Source organism: Pseudoalteromonas sp. SCSIO 43201 (genome assembly GCF_023716725.1).
Classification (GTDB): domain Bacteria; phylum Pseudomonadota; class Gammaproteobacteria; order Enterobacterales; family Alteromonadaceae; genus Pseudoalteromonas; species Pseudoalteromonas peptidolytica.
Genome location: NZ_CP072683.1, coordinates 2,751,509 through 2,772,347, shown reverse-complemented (window position 1 = coordinate 2,772,347; position 20,839 = coordinate 2,751,509). Strand labels below are relative to the sequence as shown.

The following is a 20,839-nucleotide window of genomic DNA, read 5'->3' as shown; positions in this document are numbered from 1 at the left end:
AGCGAGGCGTTATGTGTAAAGGGAAGTGTGGAGTTTAATGATAATTACGGGGTATATGTTTGCCCTCATGTCTTTAATAAAGAGTCACCCGCATTAGTAGGTATTCGAGATCCCGAAGGTGATTGGCAGTTTTTCTGTGATGATGAGGGTTGTCCTGAGAACTCAGAGCCACATCTTATTTGTGTTGGCCATTTGACGAAAGCTGATCCAACTATTAACGAACTAACCTGCTTAAAACCCGGTTCATTCGCACAAAAAATACACGCCAATGCAGATTGGGAATATGGTGAGTTCGAGTAATTTACACATAACAAATTAATTAAACAATGGACGCAAAACAGCAGGCTTGCGCTCATTCTTCGCTTATTTTAGCCTGCTATTTTCCGCCGTTTATTAAGGCGTTAGCTTTCTAGGTAAACCTTGTGAGTATTGTTAGAAAAGGTAATTTTGATATTTTTGAAGACCCCAAAAGCAATAAAGTTTTAATTGGCATTAATAGCCAGTTCTTGCATGAAGTTGCCATGGAGTTTGAAAAAGGATATGACGGCTTTTTCTGTCGACCAACATCAGGTTTTAACGAAAGTAATTTGGATTTTTTAAGCTCATTTAAAAACTCGAACTCTGCAACATTTTATGAGGTAGAACTTAAATCAATAGATGGAATCTACGGTTTGAGCAAACTCCAAAAACTGTCGTTTCTTGGCAAGTACCCTAGCATTGATTTTAGTCGCTTAAACTCGTTAGTTTCTCTAAATTGCGACTACAGACGTAAAGATAAAAACCTCTCAAGCTTGATAAATTTAAAACTTCTTCACTTTTGGTATGTAAATCCAAAAAATAAAAGTTTCAATTCAGTTGAGTTTCCTGAAACAATCGAAGAGTTGTATATCAATTGGACTAATGTAACAAGTCTGGATGGGTTACCATCTTTACCAAATTTAAAAACTCTAGAGCTGCACATGTGTAGGAATTTAGAGTCTATATCTAACTTAGAGCGTATCGCTCCGAACTTAGAAAAATTAAATATTGAAAACGCTAAAAAACTTAACGACTTTTCGGTCATAGACAAACTAAAAAATCTTTCTATTGCATACTGTGATGATCGAAAGCTAACAAGTTAATTAAACAATGGACGCAAAACAGCAGGCTTGCGCTCATTCTTCGCTTAGTTTAGCCTGCTATTTTTCGCCGTTTATTAAGGCGTTATGTGTCTAACTAGCTGGAGAGCTTGTGCCAAAGATTTTATTCCTATGTAGCAAGAATAAGCTTCGAAGCCCGACGGCAGAGGCTATCTTTTGCGAAGTTGAGGGTTGGGATGTATATTCGGCTGGAATCAGCAACGATGCTGAAGTACATGTGGCCCTAGAAGACATTGAGTGGGCTGATTATATTTTTGTAATGGAAAATACCCATAAGAAGAAGCTATCCAAGAAATTTGGCAATGCCATCAATGGGCAGCCGGTAATATCTTTGGGGATTCCAGATGATTACGAATTTATGGATCAGGCATTAATCGATATACTGAAATCAAAAGTTCCGACATATATTAAGTAAACACATAACAACGCATCAAAAATGACGTCAAACGCTTGGCTGGCGATCATTCTTCGCTAATTTTAGCCAAGCATTATCCGCATTTTATGCGGGCGTTATGTTGCAAAAGGAGTCTCCAGCATTGGATGCTATATCAACTAAAAATTTAAACTCAATGCCAGAAGTATTGCAGTTAAAAAAGCTACTTCAATCACTCGCAATGCTAGATGCAATTATGTCCCCTGAATGGGATGAACGTTTTTATTCATTCAATTCAAATTGGGACGTTAATGAGCAAATGGGTTCGATGAGGAATGGTTGTGGTGATGACTTCTATGTACTATTCAATCAAGAGGGCTGCTTTATTAAAGGTTTTGACCATGAATCTTCAATGTCATCTTGGAGTACTGATGGGCAAGTTCCATGGCCAGGTTTATTAAAAGGATTGCCTTCTGAATTCGTTACTGCCTCTAAAGAACCTGCTTTCTCTATGGATAATATTTCATTTTGTATTTGGAAACTTCATTCGGCAGACTATTGGGGTAAAGGTGACTTCGAATTTGCAGATGACGAAGATCCTGATGGTTCAGAATATCTTTTAGAAATCTTTGACTGTAACCCTGAAACATATAGGGTATTTGCTCAAGAGTATTATGAATTAGATCTGGATGTTACAACTATTGCAAAGATTTATAACCATTTACCTTTAACCGAAGAATTGGTTAAAGAAGTAAACCCTGAAGTATCAATAAAACAGCTAAAAAAAGATATTTCAGAAATTGGTTACCCTTGTGTTAATGCAACATAACAAAGCAAATTAAAAAGTGCGGACAAAAGTCAGTGGGCTTTGTTCGTATCTCACAAATTTTAGCCAACTAATTTTTGCCGTTTATTTGCGGCGTTCTATTCCTAGCGAACCTTGGAGATGAATCGTAGTGAGTGTTTGGGGTGTTAATGTTGAAGATAGCGATTCGTTTGCTGATGTTTATGATAGTTTCTTTGATATCTATAACCATGGCGCGGGTCCAGAGTACGCTAGCTCAGAAGTTAAGGAATCGTTTTCTGAATACTTTGAAGATTATGAAGATTCAAATAACTCTTGGTTTGCTCTGGCTTTTGCTCAATGGGAGACAAAGAGTCTAGAACAGAGCGTATATGAAAAAGTTCGTTCTATCATATCTAGTGGAAGTGATTTAAAGCTTTGGGAGGAGCTAGGAGCTTCCAAAGAAGGCATAAAAAATCGTAAAATCGCACTAGATTTGTTTCTCGAAGAAATATCATCTGAAAGGAAAACGAAGAAAAGGCGTAAAAAGCCAAAACATGATTTTCGAACTAATAAATTAGTTGAGCTAGTTGCTCCTGACAATCAGAAAGTCTTTACGGTTACCGAAGAGTTTAGCGATGGTAAATATATTCATACGTCTGCACTAATGATGTGGGGTTCTGGTGGCGGTTCAATTTTCTACTTCAGTAAAGAAGGTACACAAGTCAGCGCAGAGTGGCAAGATTCGCAGAAATTAATCGTTACCACAGAAAAAGGCATCGAGTTTGCAAAAAAAGATGATTCTGCATTTTTCTGCGGTGATAAGATAGAAATTATTTACCTTTGATTTTAAAGCAATAGAACAAAGCAATTATAGCGGACAAATTTTACGGTACCGCTTTTTGCTAATTCGCTTCACGGGCAAAAATCAACCCAGTAAAATTAGCCGTTTATTTGCGGCGTTCTCAGGAGACATCGTGATTAGCACATTATTACTTGTAGCTGGTGTCCAGTTTGGTGTTACTAAAGCATGCAATGACCCTGACATTGAGTTTCTAGATGAACCTATTAGCATTGCTACATCAACTGAAGGTAAATCCAGTATTTTTGAGCCCAGTACAATACGGTTTAGTTCTTCTTTGCCTTCTGCCTGTGCCCTAACAAATACAGAAGGTATCGTAGAATTTGATGTATCAAATGAAGGTAAAGTAATCAACCTTAAAATATTGAGTCTCAATCCAATTAGAATACACTCACGTGCAATATTAAGAGGGCTTAAAAAAGCAAAAGTCTTACCCAATGCATTTGGTACTGTCGGTAATAAAGTGCACGTTAAATACATACAGTTTAAAAAGAGAACATAACAAGTTAATTAAACAGAGAGATTTAAACCAGACACCCATTACTAATTTTTACTGTGAAACATTGAAAAAGCGACGGCGGATAAACCTAACAAACTGCGAGCGTTTGTTGGCTTAGCAAGGCGAACCTCCCAACTCGATAATCTATAACTGTTATATTTACATCGCTTTGTTATGCGCGATAACCCGGCTTTAGTGTAGAAATACGCTCGAGTGCTAAAAAATAACCTATCGATGCACGTTGTTGACCAAAGTGATGCAAGTGCCTTCATTCGTTTTTACTTGACGTCCTCAGCTTGGGTATTAATAGTAATGGGTGTCACTTATTTTCACATCAATGAACTCTTGATGAGTATCTAAGCCAATGAAAAGTATGTTATGTTTAGTCATGCTAGCCTCTGCTATTTAGTTATTTGACAAACTAATTATGGCTCTGGCTTTAAGCTAACCCACGAAAATGCGGAGGCTAGCACCGTGTGGGAGTCATTATGTCTATGTGTAAAATCTAGTTTGAATTTATCAATAAGTTAAATAAAGGTTGCATTAATGAGTGATGTTTTGTGCAAAGTTATATACTTTGACCAACATTTAGTCTTCAAGAAAAGTTTATACGAGAAAGTGTCTCATGACGAACTAAGTGTTGTTTTTAGAACTAATGAAAATGTACTTTGTCATCCGTACATTTATTTTCGCCCCATCAATGTGACTGATGTTATCAAAGAATATGAATTTACAGAGCTAATATTTGAATGTTATGAAGGGCATGCCCATGTTGTTTCGCAGTCAGTTGAAGAAAGCGGCGACGAAGTTCATATAGTCACGCGTTATTTTATGCCGCACGATGACGAGTTAGGTAGCTTGCGAGGGAATAAATTTATATATCAAACAGACGATTACACTTTTGAATATCAGATCGAAAATTCTCTAGTGCCTCTTGACAGAATATGTACTCCTCTTAACCCATTAGGTTTATCAATTGAAGGTACTCTTAAGTGTTGGGTAGTTGAAGAGCCTTTGGATACATATCTTTCTTTATACAGATAAGCATGGTTTTACACATAACAAAGCATTTAAGACGGATTCTCAACGCTTGGCAATTTCAGCTTAGGTCGGCTTTAGTGCTAAATGTGGCAAGGTTTAAGCTTGGGTGGTTGTGTTGTTCACCACTTAATGCAGCGTTATATTTATATATTGAGTATCGTTTAAAATGAAAAGTAAATTGTTATTCTTGAGTAGTGTTTTTTTGTTGAATGCATGTGAATCAACCCCGCATGTTGTAAAAGCCTCCCAGTCAGATATTAATAATTATTTTGAAAAACAAGTGTTAAAACCTCAGAGCGGGCACGTGGAACATAGTCAATATGGAAAAATCGCTGTAACTGAAGAGCCTTATAAAACAGAATATAATGAATGTCTAAAACAATCGTTTTCGGGTGAGTCTTTTATGTTTGGTGAATTGGAAGTGTCAGACCCTGAAAGATTAAAGCAATATTCTAGCGACTATTTAATGCATCGTCTTGCTTTTATCGTGCTTAAAAATGGTAGAAGAGACGTGTCTATTAAACCAATATTCGACGACCAATCATTCAAGCCAATACTTAATGGTATTCAAGCTTTAACAAGTAGAACGTTGGATTGTGTAAAAAGTAAAGGCTGGGTTTATTTACCCAATAAGAAAAGTGAAAAATAAATATAACAAGAAAATCAACGAATGGACTTAACAAGCTTGGCTGCGCTCGTACCTCGCTTTTTTAGCCAAACTTTTATCAGTTCCTTATTGGGGCACTAGCCCATAGAAACTGTTATACGAAATTCATCTAATACAGCTGACGACCTAGCTCGTTTTTGTCCAAATACGAGTTGAGTGAGTGTCTAATATCGCAATTAGATTTCAGATATTAACTTGCTGTTGAGCGGCTGAGTTTGGCACGATGCGACAGTCAGATATACTCCTTAAAATTGAGTAAGTATTAATACGATTGGTATAAACTCGTTCGTTTTTTGCCAGCCTTAAGCAGGGTTATCTTTATAATTCGTCCCCACTTATCGTTAGATCATGTATCGTGGCTACTTTGGCGTGCGCTTAACCCTTCTCTTTAAGTTTGAGACATTGAGTTGCTGGATAATGATATCTATAAAGTGAGCTTGCTCTGCTGTGAGGTTGAAGGGTAATGCTTTAAACCTAAATTCATCACTAAACCCCAGTAATATAGCCTGTTTGAAATAGTTCTTGGCCTTAACATTGTGTTGATGGTAAAGGCTAATAAGACCAAGGCTAAATACTAACTCAGGATCTTGGTTACCAGCTTCAATGAGAGTGAGGATGTCATTTTGGTATCTGTTTATCAATTTAGGCTGAGCGGTGAGTAATGATAAATATAATCGGCTAAATAAAGCATATTTCCCTTGTTTTTCAACAGTCAGCGATAAAGTGTCAACGGCTTGTTTATGATGGTATTCACTAAGATAAGAAAGGGCGGTGAACCAATTTAGCGCTTGAGAATGTGAAGCGGTGCTGGCTAATACATTAAGTTGTTGAGTCGCTGTTTTATGTTTTCCTTGTTGCTGCAACAGCTTTATGTATTCCAGTTGCACCCAAGGAGATGCTTTTACTGTGGGACTTGCATTGTTATAAACGTTTTCAAACCACTGAGTCATATACATTTTGCGTAGGCAGTTAAGATAGGTAGCAACGATCTTTGGTTCGCTAGAGGAGCTTTCGTAGGCTTGGCGTGCTAACGAGTAGGCATTAATGGTATTGCCTTGTGACAAGTAGGACTCGGCTAAGTTTGCTTTAAGTAAAGGCCAGTCAGGCGTATCAGCGACCATTTCTGTGAGTTGCTGTTGTGCCAGACTATAGCGACCTTGTAGCGCATGGGCTTGAGCTTGAAGTCGCTGCGCTGATGGGCTGGTAGGGGTTAAATCAAGCGCTTTTTTTGCATTTATTAAACTTTGTTCGAGGGCATCTTCAGTTTGATTATATAATTTATGTTCATCTAGTAATGCTTGGCTTAAGCCTTTATAACTTTCATTTACAGCTGGCGAGGTATTAATGCTTTGCTGATACAGCGTGATGGCACGTAAATTATCTTCTGCGGTTTCCTGCGCAACATGTTGCTGCGCCACACTCAGCACCGTAACAGTGTTTTCTGCATGCTTTAATGTTGTGAGGAAGTATTGATAAATTCCTAACACGAAGAGTAGAACAAAACTAATTGCTGACACCGTGATAATCGAAAACCGTTTTGTGGTCGGCACCAGTGGCTGGTGATTCACTTTCTCTACAGTTGCACTAAGGCGGTATCCAAAGCTGCGTTCAGACACAATATACTCTGGCTGGATGGCATCATCGTTAAGCTGTTTTCTTAATCTCGCTATTTGTTTTTTTATTGCATCATGGGTCACTATTCGCCCAAGCCATACCTGCTGTTCTAGTTGCTGATAAGTCACAAGGTCGGGTGCATGTTCAATTAGGGTGAGCAATAATCTATGGCTCAGAGGTGTCAGTGTGTGACAGGTTTCATTATGGCTGATGGTGCGTGAACTGACATCAAAATGCCATTTTTGATTCAATTGATACTGCAATCTATAAATCCTATTTTTATTATTTTATTGATTTAAAAGCTTTTAATTTTTATGTCACTTAAAGTCACTCAAGCACACTAGCAAGCCAACAACAGATCCGTAGAGTAAGGTGTGTCATCATAATAAACAAGGATTTACATGAAAGTACTCGTTAATTTACTGTTGTTTTTGTATTTATTTTCCCTGTCTGCTGATGCAGCAGAGCCGTTACAACAGAAGCTAGATAGTTATATCGCGCAGTATCATCAGATTAAAGAGTTCGATGGTGCGGTTTTGATTGCGCAAGGGTCAGACATTTTATTACAGCAGGGTTATGGATTTGCCAATATTGAGTGGCAAATAGCAAACCAGCCCAGTACTAAATTTAAGCTTGCATCGGTGACAAAACAGTTTACGGCTGTTTTGGTTTTACAACAGGTGGAACGAGGTCGTATCAACCTCGATGCTAATATTGTTAGCTATCTGCCGGAGTATCGAAAAGATACTGGAAGGCAAATTACCATACGGCAATTACTTAATCATACGTCGGGTCTTCCTGATGTATTTAGACATCCAGAATTTCGTCGTGTACAAAGCCATAACCCTTACCACAGAGATGAATTTATCAAGATATTCTGTTCGGGTGATTTACGGTTTAAGCCAGGCTCGGCATTTCGTTACAGCAATGCCGGTTACACCATACTTGGGCGGATCCTTGAACGTGTGACAGGAAAAAGTTACTGGCAACTACTTGAAACGCACATATTGTTGCCACTTGATATGAAAGATACAGGATTTGCCGACCATGAGAAATTGATTAAAGGCCTAGCTAGTGGTTACGATACGACGCTAGCGGGCGTAAAACACGCGGACTTTATAGATATGAGCGTGCCTTTTTCAGCAGGTGCAATGTACTCAACAGTGCAAGATATGTATAAATGGGACCGTGCGCTTTATCACGACAAGTTATTAACTCCAGAGCTAAAATCATTGCTGTTTATCCCCTCCAAGCATAGAAATTATGGCTTTGGTTGGGAAATAAACGAACAAGAGGTAGCTAGCCAAACGAGAACACTGGTTCATCACAGTGGCGGAATTCCCGGGTTTGGCGCAAAGATCACAAGAGTGCTGGAAGACCAAACCGTGATCATTTTGTTTGACAATACAGGTGGTGCACCGCTTACAGATATGGTTAATGGCTTACTTGATATACTCGCGGGTAAAGCAGTGCAAGTTCCAAGGTTAAGTGCAGAGCGAACGCTGTTTGCAACCATTACTGCACAAGACGTTGCTGCAGCAATAAAAAGTTATCAGCAACAAGTGCATGAAGGGCTGGGGTTTAGCGAGCGCCGACTAAATCGTTTCGGCTATCAATTACTTGAAGTTGGTGCTTACCATGCGGCTATCGAGTTTTTTAAGTTAAATGTCGCTGCACATCCAAAAAGTGTGAACACCTATGACAGCCTTGCAGAAGCGTATCTCAAGCAGGGTGATAAGAAAAATGCACATGCTATTTATCAACAATTATTGCAATTAGACAGTCAACATGAAACGGCGAGGGCATTTGTGGAATCCAATCGTCGCGCTCAGCAATTACCTTAGCTAATAAGCGCGACGAGAGTTTACGAAGATCTGCGGCCTTAGAGCGTGAATCTATCTACTTGTGCTTTAAGGTCATGAGCCAGTTTACTCATTTCATTACATGCAGTGGCCGTTTGGTTTGCACCTTCGGTCATTTCAACCGCTGAATAGTTGATTGTCTCAATATTTTTGTTCAGCTCTTCTGAAACGACGGATTGTTGATGGCAGGCAGAAGCGATTTGTGTGCTCATGGCAGCAATACTGTCTATTTGGCTTTCAATTTGTTGGATCATGTTACCTGCGACTTCTGACTGCTCTACACAAAGTGCTATTCCTTGTTCACAGCTTTTGGTCGCGATACCCGTTTCTTTTGACTTGGTTTGTAGATCATTAACAATCTCTACAATTTGTGTGGTGGAATCCTGTGTTCTTTGTGCAAGCGAACGCACCTCATCGGCGACAACGGCAAAACCTCGACCTTGCGCCCCAGCACGGGCGGCCTCAATTGCAGCATTTAAAGCCAATAAATTGGTTTGCTCTGCAATTTCTCGGATCACATCAACGACTACATTGATATTGTGAGAGTTCTTTTCAAGGTTATTGGCAAGCTCACCAGCTGAGGAAACGGTTTCTGCAACGTCTGAAATATGACTAATATTGGATTTAAGGGCACTGCTACCCTCTTTGGCTTTATCACTCGCTTGAGTTGCTGACTCAGCCCCCATTTCTGTACTTTTAGCCACTTCACTGATCGCAGCTTGCATTTGAGTCATTGCTGAGGCGACCGATTGTAATTCATTTTGCTGCGTATTCATGCCTTGTGCGTTTTGATAGGAAATAGCATTTACTTCTTCGACCGCAGCGGTTAGTTGAATTGCAGAGTCATTAATCATGGTGATTAAGGCATGTAGTTGCGCACGCATTTTTTCTAAAGACTGAGTCAGCAAGCCCAGTTCGTTGTTACCGAGGTCTTCAAGTACAATCGCGTGGTTTAGCTCGCCTCGAGCAATCTTACTTGCAAGTGAAACTGATACCGCTAACGGTGTTTTAATAGCCTTACTCAGCGCTAAACAAATCAGAACAATAGTTATTGCGATTAATAGGCCTGAGATAGCGAGTGTAAATAAAGAACTTTTTACAGCGGCAATAGCCTTGCGCTCAGACTGCTCTACGCTCTTATTATTCAGTGCTTCAAGCTCGGTTAGCTCTGACATGGCTTTAGCAAAAAGTGGGTAGCTATCTAAAATTATACGGTTTGCTTCGGTAGCGTTCCCACTTAAAATTAAACTTTCATAATGATATGTAGCGTCAGCATATCGTTGCCAAGCATAGATAAACTCATTAAAGAGTGCTTTTTCTTCCGCACTAACAGGCAATGATTTATATAAATTAATTTTATCATTTAATGACCTTTTAAGGTCTCTTAGGATCTCTAGCCATTCACTAACCAATTCATTTTCTGGGTTTAAAGCCGTACTAAACTCATCCTTTCTTATTGTAGACAAATCAATCTTTATATTCTTGACTGTCTCTACAGAAGGAATACTCGTTCTGACAATGTAGTTCAGGTTAGCGTTTATTTCATTCATGCCCTTGTAGCTCAAAAGGCCCACGGTAACGAAAATGATAAAGACAGAGGTGAAACTTAAAACTATTTGATTTGCGATAGAGAGTTTTTTTACATTCATTAGTACAGCTCAATAAACCCATTTGCTTATGTTGAAGTTTGATTTTGGATTATATTTTAATCTTTATAAAAATATGAAATTAAATCTTTTTTGCGAATGTTTTAAGTTTGTTCCTTTTGTTGATAAAAGCCTAAATTAAGCGTGGGTTTTTATGCGCAGTTTTGAACTAATTCTTCGAGTAATAAAAAGTAAACTGCTTTTATTTTGGGGTTTTTCTACATTTTTTATTGTTTTACTTTAATGCTAAGCAATCTTTTAAGTGAAAAATTGAATGAAAATTCATGAGGTGATAAATGTTAAAAAACATATGTAAAGGCTAAATTGGTAAACAAAAAAGTGTCAACTTAGTTGGATTCTGAGCTGACCGCTGATTTAAGTCATCTGGATGTTAGTGAGTAGGCAAGTTAACGCATTGATTTTTTTATTTATCTTAAATCACATTTTTGATCTTTGGTATTTCAGTGAGTTAACGACTGATCTTGAGCTAAAATTCTCAAGTATTGATAATGTGTTTCACAGCATTACCTGAAAATCTTTATAAACATTAGTAAATTGTGTGACATTACATTTTGTTACGGTATGTCATGGTAGAAATGATAGCGATAAAGAGGATTGCGATGAAAAAATTGATTATTGGCCTACTCATTTTTGTAAGTAGTGCCTGTTTGGCTCAGTCAACAGACAAAATCACACAGTATCAGCTGTTAGTGAATCAGATGTCTATTTCACCATTTACCATTATTGATGTGAGAAGCGCAGCCGAGTTTAGCGACGGACATATCAAAGGTGCGATTAATATACCGTTTGATGAAATTAACCAACACCAAGAGACACTCTCAAAGCTGCGTGGTGACACTTTGGTGGTGTATTGTCGCTCAGGACGCCGTGCTGGTATTTTTATTGAGGAGCTGCTGCCAAAAGGGTATAAATTGAAGCATTTAGAGGGAGATATGCAAAAATGGCAGGCATCGTCTATGCCGATTGTGAACTAACACCTTTTCAGCGCTAGGGCTCATCTCAACTGCAATAAATATGAAGGCCAATCCTTATGGCTACCTGTGGTAGCCATAAAACAAGGTTGCGTTTGGTACAGCTGTTAGTTTAAAGTACCATACGATTTATATATGATTCATAGTTGGTTTATATTGTGGGTATAGTCAAAATCTCAGATGAATTACATGATGAAGTACGTGAGGCAAGCACGGTTATGTCTCGTTCAATCAATGCACAAGCAGAGTTTTGGATAAAAGTTGGGCGTCTGGCTGAGGAAAACCCCACCATGACATTTATTGAAATCATTGCAGCAGAAAGGCAACGCGTTAAGGCGCGAGAATACCAAGGGAAGTAGTATGCAGCAGGTAACAATCAAAACAGCCGATGAAATTGAGCTGATGCGTGAAAGTAGCAGTTTACTTACGCGAGTGTTTGACTATATCGATAGCTGGATTGAGCCCGGTGTTTCTACGCTGGAGATTAATGACAGAGTTCACAACTTTATTGTGGACAAGCTAAATGCACGTCCGGCAAGTTTAGGTCAATATGGTTATCAATTTGTGCTCAATAGTTCAGTGAACGAGGTCGTGTGCCATGGCGTACCAAGTAAATCGCAATTGCTGAAATCATCAGATATCGTGAACATCGATATTACTTTAGAGAAAAATGGCTTTATCAGTGACTCTAGCAAAATGTATGTGATGCCTGAAGCGCTGTTACCGGCTAGAAGACTCGTTGAAACAACCTACCAAGCCATGTGGGCTGGGATCCGCATAGTAAAACCTGGCGCTAAGCTTGGCGATATTGGTGCGGCGATCCAGCGCGTTGCAGAGCAAGCAGGGTATAGTGTGGTGCGAGAATACTGCGGCCACGGCATTGGTAAAGAAATGCACGAAGGCCCCAATGTTTTACACTACGGTAAGCCAAATACAGGCATGGCGCTAAAACCGGGGATGACCTTTACCATAGAGCCGATGATCAACCAAGGCAATGCTAAAATTAAAACCAAGAAAGACGGTTGGACGGTAGTGACACGAGATAAAAAACTCTCAGCACAATGGGAGCATACCGTACTGGTAACCGAGCAAGGCTATGAAGTATTGACACTTAGAGCAGAGGAAGTGTAAGCCACGGGCGTGCTTACACTTGTATCAATTAATCTTAATACTTGCTCAATTTGAAAGAACAAACCTGACGCTAACATTTTGTCATGCCTATCGCGTAGATACCTTGGCGATAGTAGGGTGCGGCAGCGGTGTTATCGACAAGGTTTTCTCGCCTCAAAATAGATTACTTAATTGGTATTAACATCAGGTGAGTATACCGGCCAATAGAGGCGTATGGCTCTTGGCGATTGTATTTAAGCTCTAACTCAAGCAAAGCATCAAAATCATCATCAGCCTTGTTAAGCTCTCTTAAGTAGTCATGAAAACAGCGTACACCGGTTTTTTGCGCGATAGTTAGCTTAGCTGCTTCTAGCCAAGCCGCCATGTCAGCTTGTTTGATTGGGTTATTTGGGCTGAGCCCTACCTTTTGTTTAACCTTGAGCCCCTTTTGCACATAATCAAAGTTACCGTAGACCATGTTTGCCATTAAATGTGCCTCGTGATTGAAATACATCAAAGAAAGGGCGCCACTTGGTGACACTTGCGCTTTGAGTAAATCAATAGCACTTCGTTGGTCAACCAGCCATTCTAGTACTGCGTGACACATGACCAAGTCGAATTGCCCTAAGCTCAGTTGTGCTATTTCTTGTAATGGCGCACGGATAAAACGCATACGCTCACACAGTCCCGCTTCATTTGCCCGAATTCTGGCAAGTTCAAGCATCTCGTCAGAGATATCGATAACGGTAACATGGTGCCCAAGCGCGGCTAAGTAAAGTGCTAACTGTCCTTGACCTCCTCCCACATCGAGCACCCGTTTATCAGTCGCGTGGCCAAGCCAGTCAAGTTGCGCATGGAGGTCTCGCTGTAACACCGCCTCTCTGATCTTCCCTTTGTTGGTTCCATAGATGTTATTTTTAAACTTATGTGTAAGTTCACCAAAATTTCTATCTGATGGGGCAGGCTTACCTTGATGTTTTCTTTTCGCCATATTGCAATATTTACTTGTACTTAAACCGGATTGTCGATATCGATGAACTCAACATCGAGGTCGTATTGCGCTGCTAAGTATTCGCCGAGCGCTTTGGCACCGTAGCGTTCGGTGGCATGATGTCCGGCGGCGATAAAGTGTATCTGCTGCTCGTTCGAAGAATGGATCGTTTGCTCTGACGCCTCGCCCGTGAGGTAGGCATCTATACCTTGACTTGCTGCAAGGTCAATAAAGCTTTGTCCACCACCAGTACACCAAGCAATGGTGTGAATAAGATGCTCGCCAGCGATGTTTAACAGTGGTTTACGGCCAAGTCTTTCTTCAACAAGTGCTGCAAAATCCGTTGCAGTCATTGGTGTTGTTAGTTTGCCTTTAACAGCGACGCTATTTTTATTCCATGGCTCAAGCGGCCTTTCAATTTCAAGCCCTAACAATTTACCAAGCTGAGCATTATTGCCAAGTTCCGGATGAACATCCAAAGGAAGGTGGTATGCAAGCAGGTTAATATCGTTGGCAAGCAACGTTTGTAGCCTACGCTTTTTCATGCCTGTTACACATTGGTCTTCGCCTTTCCAGAAATAACCATGGTGAACCAAAATAGCATCAGCGCCGCGTGCCACTGCTGCGTCAATTAAGGCTTGGCTTGCGGTTACACCTGTAACTATTTTTTGGATTTCCGCTTTCCCTTCTACTTGTAGCCCATTTGGACAATAGTCATTTATTTGAAAAGGTTTTAGCAGTTCTGTTAATTGGTTCACTAATTTGGTTCGTTTCATAACACCCCCTAACGGTTAGATGGTGCTAGTTTACCTGTTTTGTGATGAGATCAAAATTGAGGGGGAGTAAAAGAAAAATGAGCTGCTCATCCTTGAGTGGGCTCATTGGGCTAGTAAACCGGCTTAGTTACGGGTTGGTAACTTCAACATCTTGACCTGTTTGAAGTCGCTCAGCACCACGAATAGCAACCTTATCGCCAGCGCGTAGGCTTTGTGCTTGACGAGGAATAACTTCGACCCATTGGCCTTTTCCATTGCCAATGGTAACGGGAATTTGCTCGGCTTTATTTTGAGCATCGATTTTAACCACATGAGAGCCTTGTTTTCGCAGTATGAGGGCATCGCGATCTACCAAGAGCGTCGGCTGTTTACTGCTGAGCGGCACAGTAACATCAACAAGTTGACCGATTGCCCAGCTATGACTTTGCTCAGCTGTAATGGACGCGCGTACCTCAACAGTTTGTGAGCGTGGATCGGTTGATGGGATCACCGCAGTAATGGTGGCAGTAGTATGTTCAGGGTGTGATAAGTCGCCAGCCTGAATGGGCAATTCGATGCCTTGGTGTAAAAACTTAAGGTACTTTACCGGAACATAAAGGCGAGCTTCAAGGTGGTGAATATCTAAAATTGTTACCAGCTCGTCTGCACGATTAATTTCTCTACCAGCACGTTTGAAACGCTCACTGATCACCCCATTGAATGGGGCGCGAATAGTGGCTCTTGAAAGCTTGTCTTCTATGACGCGAAGTTCAACTTCTGCCAGTGCAATGTCAGACAGGGCCAAATCATGTTTATTCTGTACTTCATCAACCTGGCTTTCTGCGGCGCTACTGGTTTTAGCTAGCTTTTTTAACCGTGAGAGTTCTTGTTGATATAAGCGTAAATTAATTTTTGCACGCTTGAGTAGCTCGGTCTGCCTTGCCTTGTCAAGCTCTAGCGGTAAAGTATCCATTCTGACCAGTACTTCGTCTTTGGTTACGGTTGTGCCTGGCTCGACCACATAGAGTAATCTTCCGCTGACGCCTGAAGTGAGGGTCACATCGTTTTTGCCATATAGCGTACCACTTACTTCAATTTCATGGGTTAGTGGCGCTTCGGTCACTGCTTTGGTGCTTACGGGGACAACCGCATAAATTTGTGGCGCAATAATACAAGTACAAAGTGCCAATGTTTTAACGGTCTGTTTTATTAGTTTCTTCATGTTATTCTCACTATTTACTGAGCCGCGACTAAGCTAAGGGGGCTTTGGTTACTTGCTGGTTGCCTTGGCAAGGCGGAGTTTTTCGCCCAAGCTGTAACAAGCTTGGCATGAGCACTAAAGTAAATAGCGCGCTGATTGCCATCCCACCTACGATAACAGTGGCAAGACCACGGTAAATTTCTGAGCCTACACCAGGCATAAGCATTAGTGGCAGCATACCGAACAAACTCGTTAGCGTACTTAAATATACTGGCCGCGCTCTTAGCAGTACCGCTTGCCTTACTGCGGTTTCTCGACTCATGCCTGAAGCCATGGCAACCCGAGTTTGGTCGACCAATAGAATGGCATTATTAACAACCAGCCCAAGGAGAATAATAAAGCCAATCATGGTCAGTAAGTCTAACGATTGGAAGGTAAATAGGTTCAATATATATAGTGCCAGTACACCACCGGCAATCGCTAGGGGCATAACTAGTAACACCAGTACGCTATCTTTTGCAGATTTAAATAGAGCTGTCATTAATAGGAATAAAATAAACAGTGCCAACACAAAGTTGAGCGCCATTTCGGCCATTGCAGAGTTCATCTTCTGGGCGTTTCCGGCCAAAATCACACCGGCGCTATCAGGTATGCTTGCTCTGACTTTAGGCATAACTTGCTCAGTCAAAATAGTCTGAACTTGTTGCAAGCTCATGTCAGCTGGTGGAGTGACAACGATGCTTACTGTTCGGCGACCATTTACTCGCCGTAACTGAGTTGGACCAACAGTACGCTCAATGTTGGCAAGTTCACCAAGCGTTTGAATACCAGAATGTGGAGTTACTATGGGTAATGCCTTCAGCTCTTCTGGGTTCTTCCATGGAATACCGCGTAAGATGACATTCATACGTTCGTTACCATCAAAGTACTCATTGATAAATAAACCTCCAGTGTAAGCTTGAACGGCCTGCGATACATCGCGACGTGTTAACCCCGCTTGCGTGATACGGCGATCGTTTGGTGTAAGCCTTAGCTCTGGCTCAGCCATGTCTAAGCGCGGCTGAGGCCTAGCTGTTGCTTGTGGCAATGCCTCTTTTACGGCTCCTAACGCAACTTCAGCGCCTGTAATTAAGTCATCCATATTTGGGCCGGTGATATCAATATTAATGTCGCGGCCGTCACCACCATTGGCTACCTGGATCATTGAGCCTCGAAAGAAAAAGACTTGCGTATCGGGCAGGTCAACAAAAATTTCCTCTCGCGCTACTTTCATCAATTCTTCGACACGCTGCGGATCGGCAGAATAAATAAACCCCCCGGCATTGGAGCCAAAAGCATAAAAGTTAAAATCTTTTATTCCGGGCTCCTTTGCGCCTTCGTAATATGGCATCAAACGCTTTTTTACTCTCAGTAATAACTCTTCTTCCATAAATTGGACATTACCACCAGGAGGCGTTACTAAACTGAAGAAGAAGCCATCTGTTGGTGCTCGGGGCATAAAGTCAGTTTTTGGTAGCATGGTCATTGTTGCAACCACCGAGCCACCAAGTAACACCCCAATCCAAGTGAGTTGCTTAGTTCGGCTATTGGTCAATTTCATGATGAAGTTCGTGAGTTTTTGCCAGTATTGGTGGTAAGGGTCTGTTTTTATTTCACTGTCAGGCCAAAGATGGTTGGCAAGCGGAATGAGTGTGATGGCGCAGAGCATGGACGCAATAACCGCAATAGAGAGTGTCAGTGCTAAATCCGAAAACAGCTGGCCTTCAATACCGGCCATAAAGAGAATAGGTAAAAAGATGGCTACACTTGTAGTCGTTGAAGCAAAGAGCGCGCCAGTCACTTGCGCCGCGCCCTTTAGTGCGGCCTTTTTACTATCAAACCCCTCGGTGCGAAGCCGTGCTATATTTTCCTGCACTATGATGGCAGCATCTAAAACCAACCCCACAGCAAATGCAAGTCCCGCAAGAGAGATCACATTAAGGCTACGGTCAAAAATATTAAGTGTGAGAAATGCCACCATCAGGGAAACAGGAATAGTTACCGCTATAACAACAGTCGCTTTAATCCCTCTGAAAAATAGCCACAGAATTAAACAAGAAAGCAGCACGCCAAGGCCTAAATTTCCTTTCACTAGTGACAGCGCGTTTCGGATATGCACTGAGGCGTCAAAGCTCAGTTCGATAGACAGACCATTTTCTGCTAAAGGACCTTGATTTAACTCATTAATGGCTTGGTTTATCTCATCTAACAATGCCACTGTATTGGCTTCATTTGCTCTTGAAATTCGGATGTAGTAGGCGGGTTTACCGTTGCGCCCACTCATACCTAGACGGTCTGAAAAGGTGCGCTCGACACTGGCAATATCCCCCAAATATATGGGTCTATCACCGGAGTAACCAACGCGCATTTGTGCCATACTTGAAAGGTCGTATTGGCCTGTAAATCTGACTGTATATTGGCGTCTTCCCACATTGGCAAGACCGCCTGAGGTATCCCTAGAACTGGCTAAAACATTACTAATTTGGTTTAGGCTAATGCCCAATGCTGCGGCCTTGTGAGGGTCAAAAGTAATGCGTAACTCTTTGGGGCGCTCGCTGGCAAGGTCGACTCTGGCAACCCCGGGAATACGGGCAAGTCTCGGCTCGATAAATTCATCTATTTGTTTTTGAAATTGCGCCATATCGAAGTCGAGACTATCTGAGTGATAGTCTTTGGGCGTGACGAGTAAAGTGGCCGCGGCTTCGCCATTGTTGCCGCCAGCAAAAACTACAGGGTCAATCGCATCTAAAGGTAATGGCGGAGCTTGATTCAAGCTAGTTAATACGTCCAACATGGCTTGCTGCATATTCGCACCGACAGCGAAAGTGAGCGTGATAGAACCATTACCCCTATTAATATTGGTGTTTATCTCAAGTGCGCCTGGGGTATTTTTAACTGCATTTTCTAGCGGCTCAATTATCACTGACTCAATTTCTTCTGGAGCAGCTTGGCGCCATCCAGAAAAAATAGTGATTTGAGGTTGCTCTATATCTGGTGTTAACTGTATGGGGAGTTTAAAAATACTTAACATTCCAAACAGCATTATGAGTACCAGAATGACAATTACACTCGCTGGATTCTTAAGCGAACTACGTGTTATGTTCATTGCTATACTTCCAATCTTGCTTTTTTTGCATTGTAGTGTGATGTAAAAAAAGTGCCAGTAAAGTAAATCTTACGTTTTTCGAAGTTAGCGTCCAATCGGCGAAAATAAGCGATAAAGTGCATTCTCGTAATACCTTGTAACGCTTTTTTATAGATTGAAAAACTTTTTGATCTGGAATAAACCCGATAGAACTTTGACTAGCACAGAGCTATTAAGTCGTTAAACTAGGGCCCGCGCGATCAGCTCTTTGCAATAGTGTTGATTAGTTAATGAAGTATAAAAGGAGAGTTTATGTTTGTAGCGTTAAAATGGGATCATATTATTGGTGCACATTTTGTTCAGTGGATAGTAGTGGAATGTGGTGGGATAACGGATAAGTTTGGCCTGCCACAGGCATTACCACCTAGACGTGATGTCGCTTATTTCACTGATCCACTTTGCGCAGAACAAGATGCGAAGCATTTTGCTGACTATAAAAATGCTCAGCTGGCTAAGCCGATGAGTAAAGCATATTCGCCAAATTTGAGCGATCATCATGGTTTTTGTCATTATGCGTGGGATCATACCTATTTAGGTGAACTGATAAAACACGCGGTACTATACTGGGAAGACGGCAATCATCTCTCACCACAGCCACATCGAAGTGATATTGCGTATTTCACTGATCCTAATAGCAGTGAGGTAGACAGTATCTTTTTTGCGCAGTATAAATTGACACAAGCTCGTCAGAATACACCTTCGGAAACGATGTCGTAACTGGTATGAGAAGTCTCAGGCTAAGTGCTTTTGAAGCACATAGCCTGTGAGATAGTTCAGTGTAATCTATCTAGAGGCATTAATATCGCTTTGTGTATAGGTAGGGTAACCCTCAGGTTTAAAACGATTTAAATTATTAAGAAAGCGACTATCTTTTACCGGTAAAGTCGCAGAGCCGTAGTCATATTGATTCAGCTTATCACGTAAGTCTATATTTGAGATGTTGTCGCCAGTCATGTGATACCAACTTATTATCGGAGGGGTTACAAAGCGGTGATAACCATTTTCAGCAATCTCATTATGCTTGGCAAAACGAAGTGCATGCGTCAATATGCCATCCTTATGATAGACAATCTTTAAATGACCATTTTCAAATGGCAGCTCTTGAGCCGGTTTCGTAAATAGATCGCCATGAGCGCTATAGCTTCCGTGTGTGACTAACCCATCAAGCGTCCACACCGCTGCATATTCCCAGTCGTGCCGGTGGCCTCCGCCAAAATAGTCAAATACCTGATCTTTCTTAAAATAAAGTGCATAAAAGTGGCCACAATAATCACCGCTTTCGGTCGTTTTGCAGGCGTAGCGATGTACAGTATTTGAGGTATTTAAAAATTGATTGTCGCGGCAATCGCCAGTGATACGTCCAGAAGTTTTTAACCCCGAGTTTTGTTCGCCGGTTCGGCTTATCCCAGCACTTGGGAGGCAACCGTCACCATCAAAATCAAATACCGGCTCTGTACCGTTAATGATGTAAGGGGCGGGGAGTGCTTCATCTAAGGCTATGAAATCATGAGCCTGCGCTATTTGCACGCCAGCAAGCACAATCGCAAGAGATAAAAGAGGTTTATATGGTGTTGTCATATCGCTTTCCTTAATGGGTATAATTGGCGTTAGCAGCCGCTAACGCCGAGATTAGGATCCAAGATTATCGCGGAAGTATGACTTGATTGTATATAATGTGTTAAGTTTTTTGTTCTGGATTTAATTTATTTTTGAAATCAGACTGAACAATCTCAAGTGCAGCGAGCACTTCTTCAGCAGGGATCTCATGCTGTTCAAGCAACATGATGAGATCAATGGCGAGCTTTACATGGGTTGGAGCTTGTTCTAACGGAGTACTCATTCTTGAAACTGCTTCTTTTTGGCGATTTGGGCAACAGCAAATTCGATGGCGACGTCAACTGCCTTTTCCATTTTTTCTCTTTCTGGTTGCGGGAGGTAAAACTCCATATCTACATCATAGCGAATGTAACGTGAAGGCAGCTGATTTAATACAGTGCAGCAAAAATCAGCCATAACATCTTCATCATAGACTTTATCTAGTTTACGACGAACAATATGCTCAACAACCAGCTTTTCGTAATAATTATGTATATCGTCATGTAATTTCATACCGCCTCCT

The 20,839-nt window shown here is 41.2% G+C and carries 22 protein-coding genes; 13 read left to right on the top strand and 9 right to left on the bottom strand.

Going from position 1 to position 20,839, the window contains the following annotated elements; translation table 11 throughout:
- The first annotated feature begins 27 nt into the window (after window positions 1-27).
- From J8Z24_RS11935 to J8Z24_RS11900, 8 genes are all read left to right on the top strand, one after another.
- On the top strand, window positions 28-300 hold the full coding sequence (locus J8Z24_RS11935) for a hypothetical protein (protein ID WP_252094742.1): 273 nt from the start codon (window positions 28-30) through the stop codon (window positions 298-300).
- Between the two features lie 122 nt (window positions 301-422).
- On the top strand, window positions 423-1,121 hold the full coding sequence (locus tag J8Z24_RS11930) for a hypothetical protein (RefSeq protein WP_252094741.1): 699 nt from the start codon (window positions 423-425) through the stop codon (window positions 1,119-1,121).
- Window positions 1,122-1,230: 109 nt separating this feature from the next.
- Window positions 1,231-1,554, top strand: coding sequence for a low molecular weight protein tyrosine phosphatase family protein (locus tag J8Z24_RS11925; protein WP_252094740.1), 324 nt, complete (start codon window positions 1,231-1,233; stop codon window positions 1,552-1,554).
- Window positions 1,555-1,675: 121 nt separating this feature from the next.
- Complete coding sequence (locus J8Z24_RS11920) at window positions 1,676-2,341, top strand: hypothetical protein (protein ID WP_252094739.1); 666 nt, start codon at window positions 1,676-1,678, stop codon at window positions 2,339-2,341.
- 127 nt (window positions 2,342-2,468) lie between these two features.
- A complete protein-coding gene (locus J8Z24_RS11915; protein WP_252094738.1) occupies window positions 2,469-3,143 on the top strand; it encodes a hypothetical protein in 675 nt (224 codons plus the stop codon).
- A gap of 130 nt (window positions 3,144-3,273) precedes the next feature.
- Entirely contained in the window at window positions 3,274-3,660 is a 387-nt protein-coding gene (locus J8Z24_RS11910) for an energy transducer TonB family protein (protein WP_252094737.1), read from the top strand.
- Between the two features lie 543 nt (window positions 3,661-4,203).
- On the top strand, window positions 4,204-4,701 hold the full coding sequence (locus J8Z24_RS11905) for a hypothetical protein (protein WP_252094736.1): 498 nt from the start codon (window positions 4,204-4,206) through the stop codon (window positions 4,699-4,701).
- Between the two features lie 163 nt (window positions 4,702-4,864).
- Complete coding sequence (locus J8Z24_RS11900) at window positions 4,865-5,347, top strand: hypothetical protein (RefSeq protein WP_252094735.1); 483 nt, start codon at window positions 4,865-4,867, stop codon at window positions 5,345-5,347.
- Window positions 5,348-5,724: 377 nt separating this feature from the next.
- On the opposite strand, the gene J8Z24_RS11895 is transcribed toward J8Z24_RS11900, so the two are convergent.
- A complete protein-coding gene (locus tag J8Z24_RS11895) occupies window positions 5,725-7,242 on the bottom strand; it encodes a winged helix-turn-helix domain-containing protein (protein ID WP_252094734.1) in 1,518 nt (505 codons plus the stop codon).
- A gap of 138 nt (window positions 7,243-7,380) precedes the next feature.
- Here J8Z24_RS11895 and J8Z24_RS11890 point away from each other — a divergent pair, with 138 nt between their 5' ends.
- Window positions 7,381-8,823 carry a serine hydrolase gene (locus tag J8Z24_RS11890; protein WP_176032862.1) on the top strand — a complete coding sequence of 481 codons (1,443 nt, stop codon included), beginning with the start codon at window positions 7,381-7,383 and terminating at the stop codon, window positions 8,821-8,823.
- Window positions 8,824-8,861: 38 nt separating this feature from the next.
- Here the strand turns inward: J8Z24_RS11890 and J8Z24_RS11885 are convergent, their stop codons facing one another.
- The gene (locus J8Z24_RS11885; RefSeq protein ID WP_176032863.1) at window positions 8,862-10,490 is read right to left on the bottom strand and encodes a methyl-accepting chemotaxis protein; all 1,629 of its coding nucleotides are present in this window, start codon (window positions 10,488-10,490) and stop codon (window positions 8,862-8,864) included.
- A 617-nt stretch (window positions 10,491-11,107) separates the two neighbouring features.
- Between J8Z24_RS11885 and J8Z24_RS11880 the strand changes: the two genes are divergently transcribed.
- The 3 genes from J8Z24_RS11880 (at window position 11,108) to map (ending at window position 12,610) form a co-directional block, all read left to right on the top strand.
- Complete coding sequence (locus J8Z24_RS11880; RefSeq protein WP_128732700.1) at window positions 11,108-11,482, top strand: rhodanese-like domain-containing protein; 375 nt, start codon at window positions 11,108-11,110, stop codon at window positions 11,480-11,482.
- A 155-nt stretch (window positions 11,483-11,637) separates the two neighbouring features.
- Window positions 11,638-11,838, top strand: coding sequence for a ParD-like family protein (locus tag J8Z24_RS11875; protein WP_128732699.1), 201 nt, complete (start codon window positions 11,638-11,640; stop codon window positions 11,836-11,838).
- 1 nt (window position 11,839) lies between these two features.
- Window positions 11,840-12,610 (top strand): type I methionyl aminopeptidase, encoded by a 771-nt coding sequence (gene map, locus J8Z24_RS11870; protein WP_176032864.1) that lies wholly within the window; start codon window positions 11,840-11,842, stop codon window positions 12,608-12,610.
- Window positions 12,611-12,773: 163 nt separating this feature from the next.
- On the opposite strand, the gene J8Z24_RS11865 is transcribed toward map, so the two are convergent.
- The 4 genes from J8Z24_RS11865 to J8Z24_RS11850 form a co-directional block, all read right to left on the bottom strand.
- The gene (locus J8Z24_RS11865) at window positions 12,774-13,580 is read right to left on the bottom strand and encodes a methyltransferase domain-containing protein (RefSeq protein WP_176032865.1); all 807 of its coding nucleotides are present in this window, start codon (window positions 13,578-13,580) and stop codon (window positions 12,774-12,776) included.
- A 20-nt stretch (window positions 13,581-13,600) separates the two neighbouring features.
- Entirely contained in the window at window positions 13,601-14,356 is a 756-nt protein-coding gene (locus tag J8Z24_RS11860; protein WP_252094733.1) for a Nif3-like dinuclear metal center hexameric protein, read from the bottom strand.
- Window positions 14,357-14,483: 127 nt separating this feature from the next.
- Window positions 14,484-15,557, bottom strand: coding sequence for an efflux RND transporter periplasmic adaptor subunit (locus tag J8Z24_RS11855; RefSeq protein WP_252094732.1), 1,074 nt, complete (start codon window positions 15,555-15,557; stop codon window positions 14,484-14,486).
- A gap of 28 nt (window positions 15,558-15,585) precedes the next feature.
- Window positions 15,586-18,681, bottom strand: a complete 3,096-nt coding sequence (locus tag J8Z24_RS11850) for an efflux RND transporter permease subunit (protein WP_252094731.1) — start codon at window positions 18,679-18,681, stop codon at window positions 15,586-15,588.
- Between the two features lie 291 nt (window positions 18,682-18,972).
- Here J8Z24_RS11850 and J8Z24_RS11845 point away from each other — a divergent pair, with 291 nt between their 5' ends.
- A complete protein-coding gene (locus J8Z24_RS11845) occupies window positions 18,973-19,437 on the top strand; it encodes a hypothetical protein (protein ID WP_128730797.1) in 465 nt (154 codons plus the stop codon).
- Between the two features lie 66 nt (window positions 19,438-19,503).
- On the opposite strand, the gene J8Z24_RS11840 is transcribed toward J8Z24_RS11845, so the two are convergent.
- The 3 genes from J8Z24_RS11840 to J8Z24_RS11830 form a co-directional block, all read right to left on the bottom strand.
- Window positions 19,504-20,298: an NPP1 family protein gene (locus J8Z24_RS11840; RefSeq protein WP_147389979.1), complete on the bottom strand. Its 795-nt coding sequence runs from the start codon at window positions 20,296-20,298 to the stop codon at window positions 19,504-19,506.
- A 100-nt stretch (window positions 20,299-20,398) separates the two neighbouring features.
- Window positions 20,399-20,560 (bottom strand): pleiotropic regulatory protein RsmS, encoded by a 162-nt coding sequence (gene rsmS / locus J8Z24_RS11835; RefSeq protein WP_128730799.1) that lies wholly within the window; start codon window positions 20,558-20,560, stop codon window positions 20,399-20,401.
- Window positions 20,557-20,829 (bottom strand): late competence development ComFB family protein, encoded by a 273-nt coding sequence (locus J8Z24_RS11830; protein ID WP_125252383.1) that lies wholly within the window; start codon window positions 20,827-20,829, stop codon window positions 20,557-20,559. The genes rsmS and J8Z24_RS11830 overlap by 4 nt, the downstream gene beginning before the upstream one ends.
- Between the last annotated feature and the right edge of the window lie 10 nt (window positions 20,830-20,839).

Coding starts and splice junctions, on each gene's coding strand:
- J8Z24_RS11905 (WP_252094736.1), top strand. CDS start 4,204: ATGAGTGATGTTTTGTGCAAAGTTATATACTTTGACCAACATTTAGTC.
- rsmS (WP_128730799.1), bottom strand. CDS start 20,560: ATGAGTACTCCGTTAGAACAAGCTCCAACCCATGTAAAGCTCGCCATT.
- J8Z24_RS11880 (WP_128732700.1), top strand. CDS start 11,108: ATGAAAAAATTGATTATTGGCCTACTCATTTTTGTAAGTAGTGCCTGT.
- J8Z24_RS11840 (WP_147389979.1), bottom strand. CDS start 20,298: ATGACAACACCATATAAACCTCTTTTATCTCTTGCGATTGTGCTTGCT.
- J8Z24_RS11885 (WP_176032863.1), bottom strand. CDS start 10,490: ATGAATGTAAAAAAACTCTCTATCGCAAATCAAATAGTTTTAAGTTTC.
- map (WP_176032864.1), top strand. CDS start 11,840: ATGCAGCAGGTAACAATCAAAACAGCCGATGAAATTGAGCTGATGCGT.
- J8Z24_RS11860 (WP_252094733.1), bottom strand. CDS start 14,356: ATGAAACGAACCAAATTAGTGAACCAATTAACAGAACTGCTAAAACCT.
- J8Z24_RS11900 (WP_252094735.1), top strand. CDS start 4,865: ATGAAAAGTAAATTGTTATTCTTGAGTAGTGTTTTTTTGTTGAATGCA.
- J8Z24_RS11845 (WP_128730797.1), top strand. CDS start 18,973: ATGTTTGTAGCGTTAAAATGGGATCATATTATTGGTGCACATTTTGTT.
- J8Z24_RS11850 (WP_252094731.1), bottom strand. CDS start 18,681: ATGAACATAACACGTAGTTCGCTTAAGAATCCAGCGAGTGTAATTGTC.
- J8Z24_RS11865 (WP_176032865.1), bottom strand. CDS start 13,580: ATGGCGAAAAGAAAACATCAAGGTAAGCCTGCCCCATCAGATAGAAAT.
- J8Z24_RS11890 (WP_176032862.1), top strand. CDS start 7,381: ATGAAAGTACTCGTTAATTTACTGTTGTTTTTGTATTTATTTTCCCTG.
- J8Z24_RS11830 (WP_125252383.1), bottom strand. CDS start 20,829: ATGAAATTACATGACGATATACATAATTATTACGAAAAGCTGGTTGTT.
- J8Z24_RS11855 (WP_252094732.1), bottom strand. CDS start 15,557: ATGAAGAAACTAATAAAACAGACCGTTAAAACATTGGCACTTTGTACT.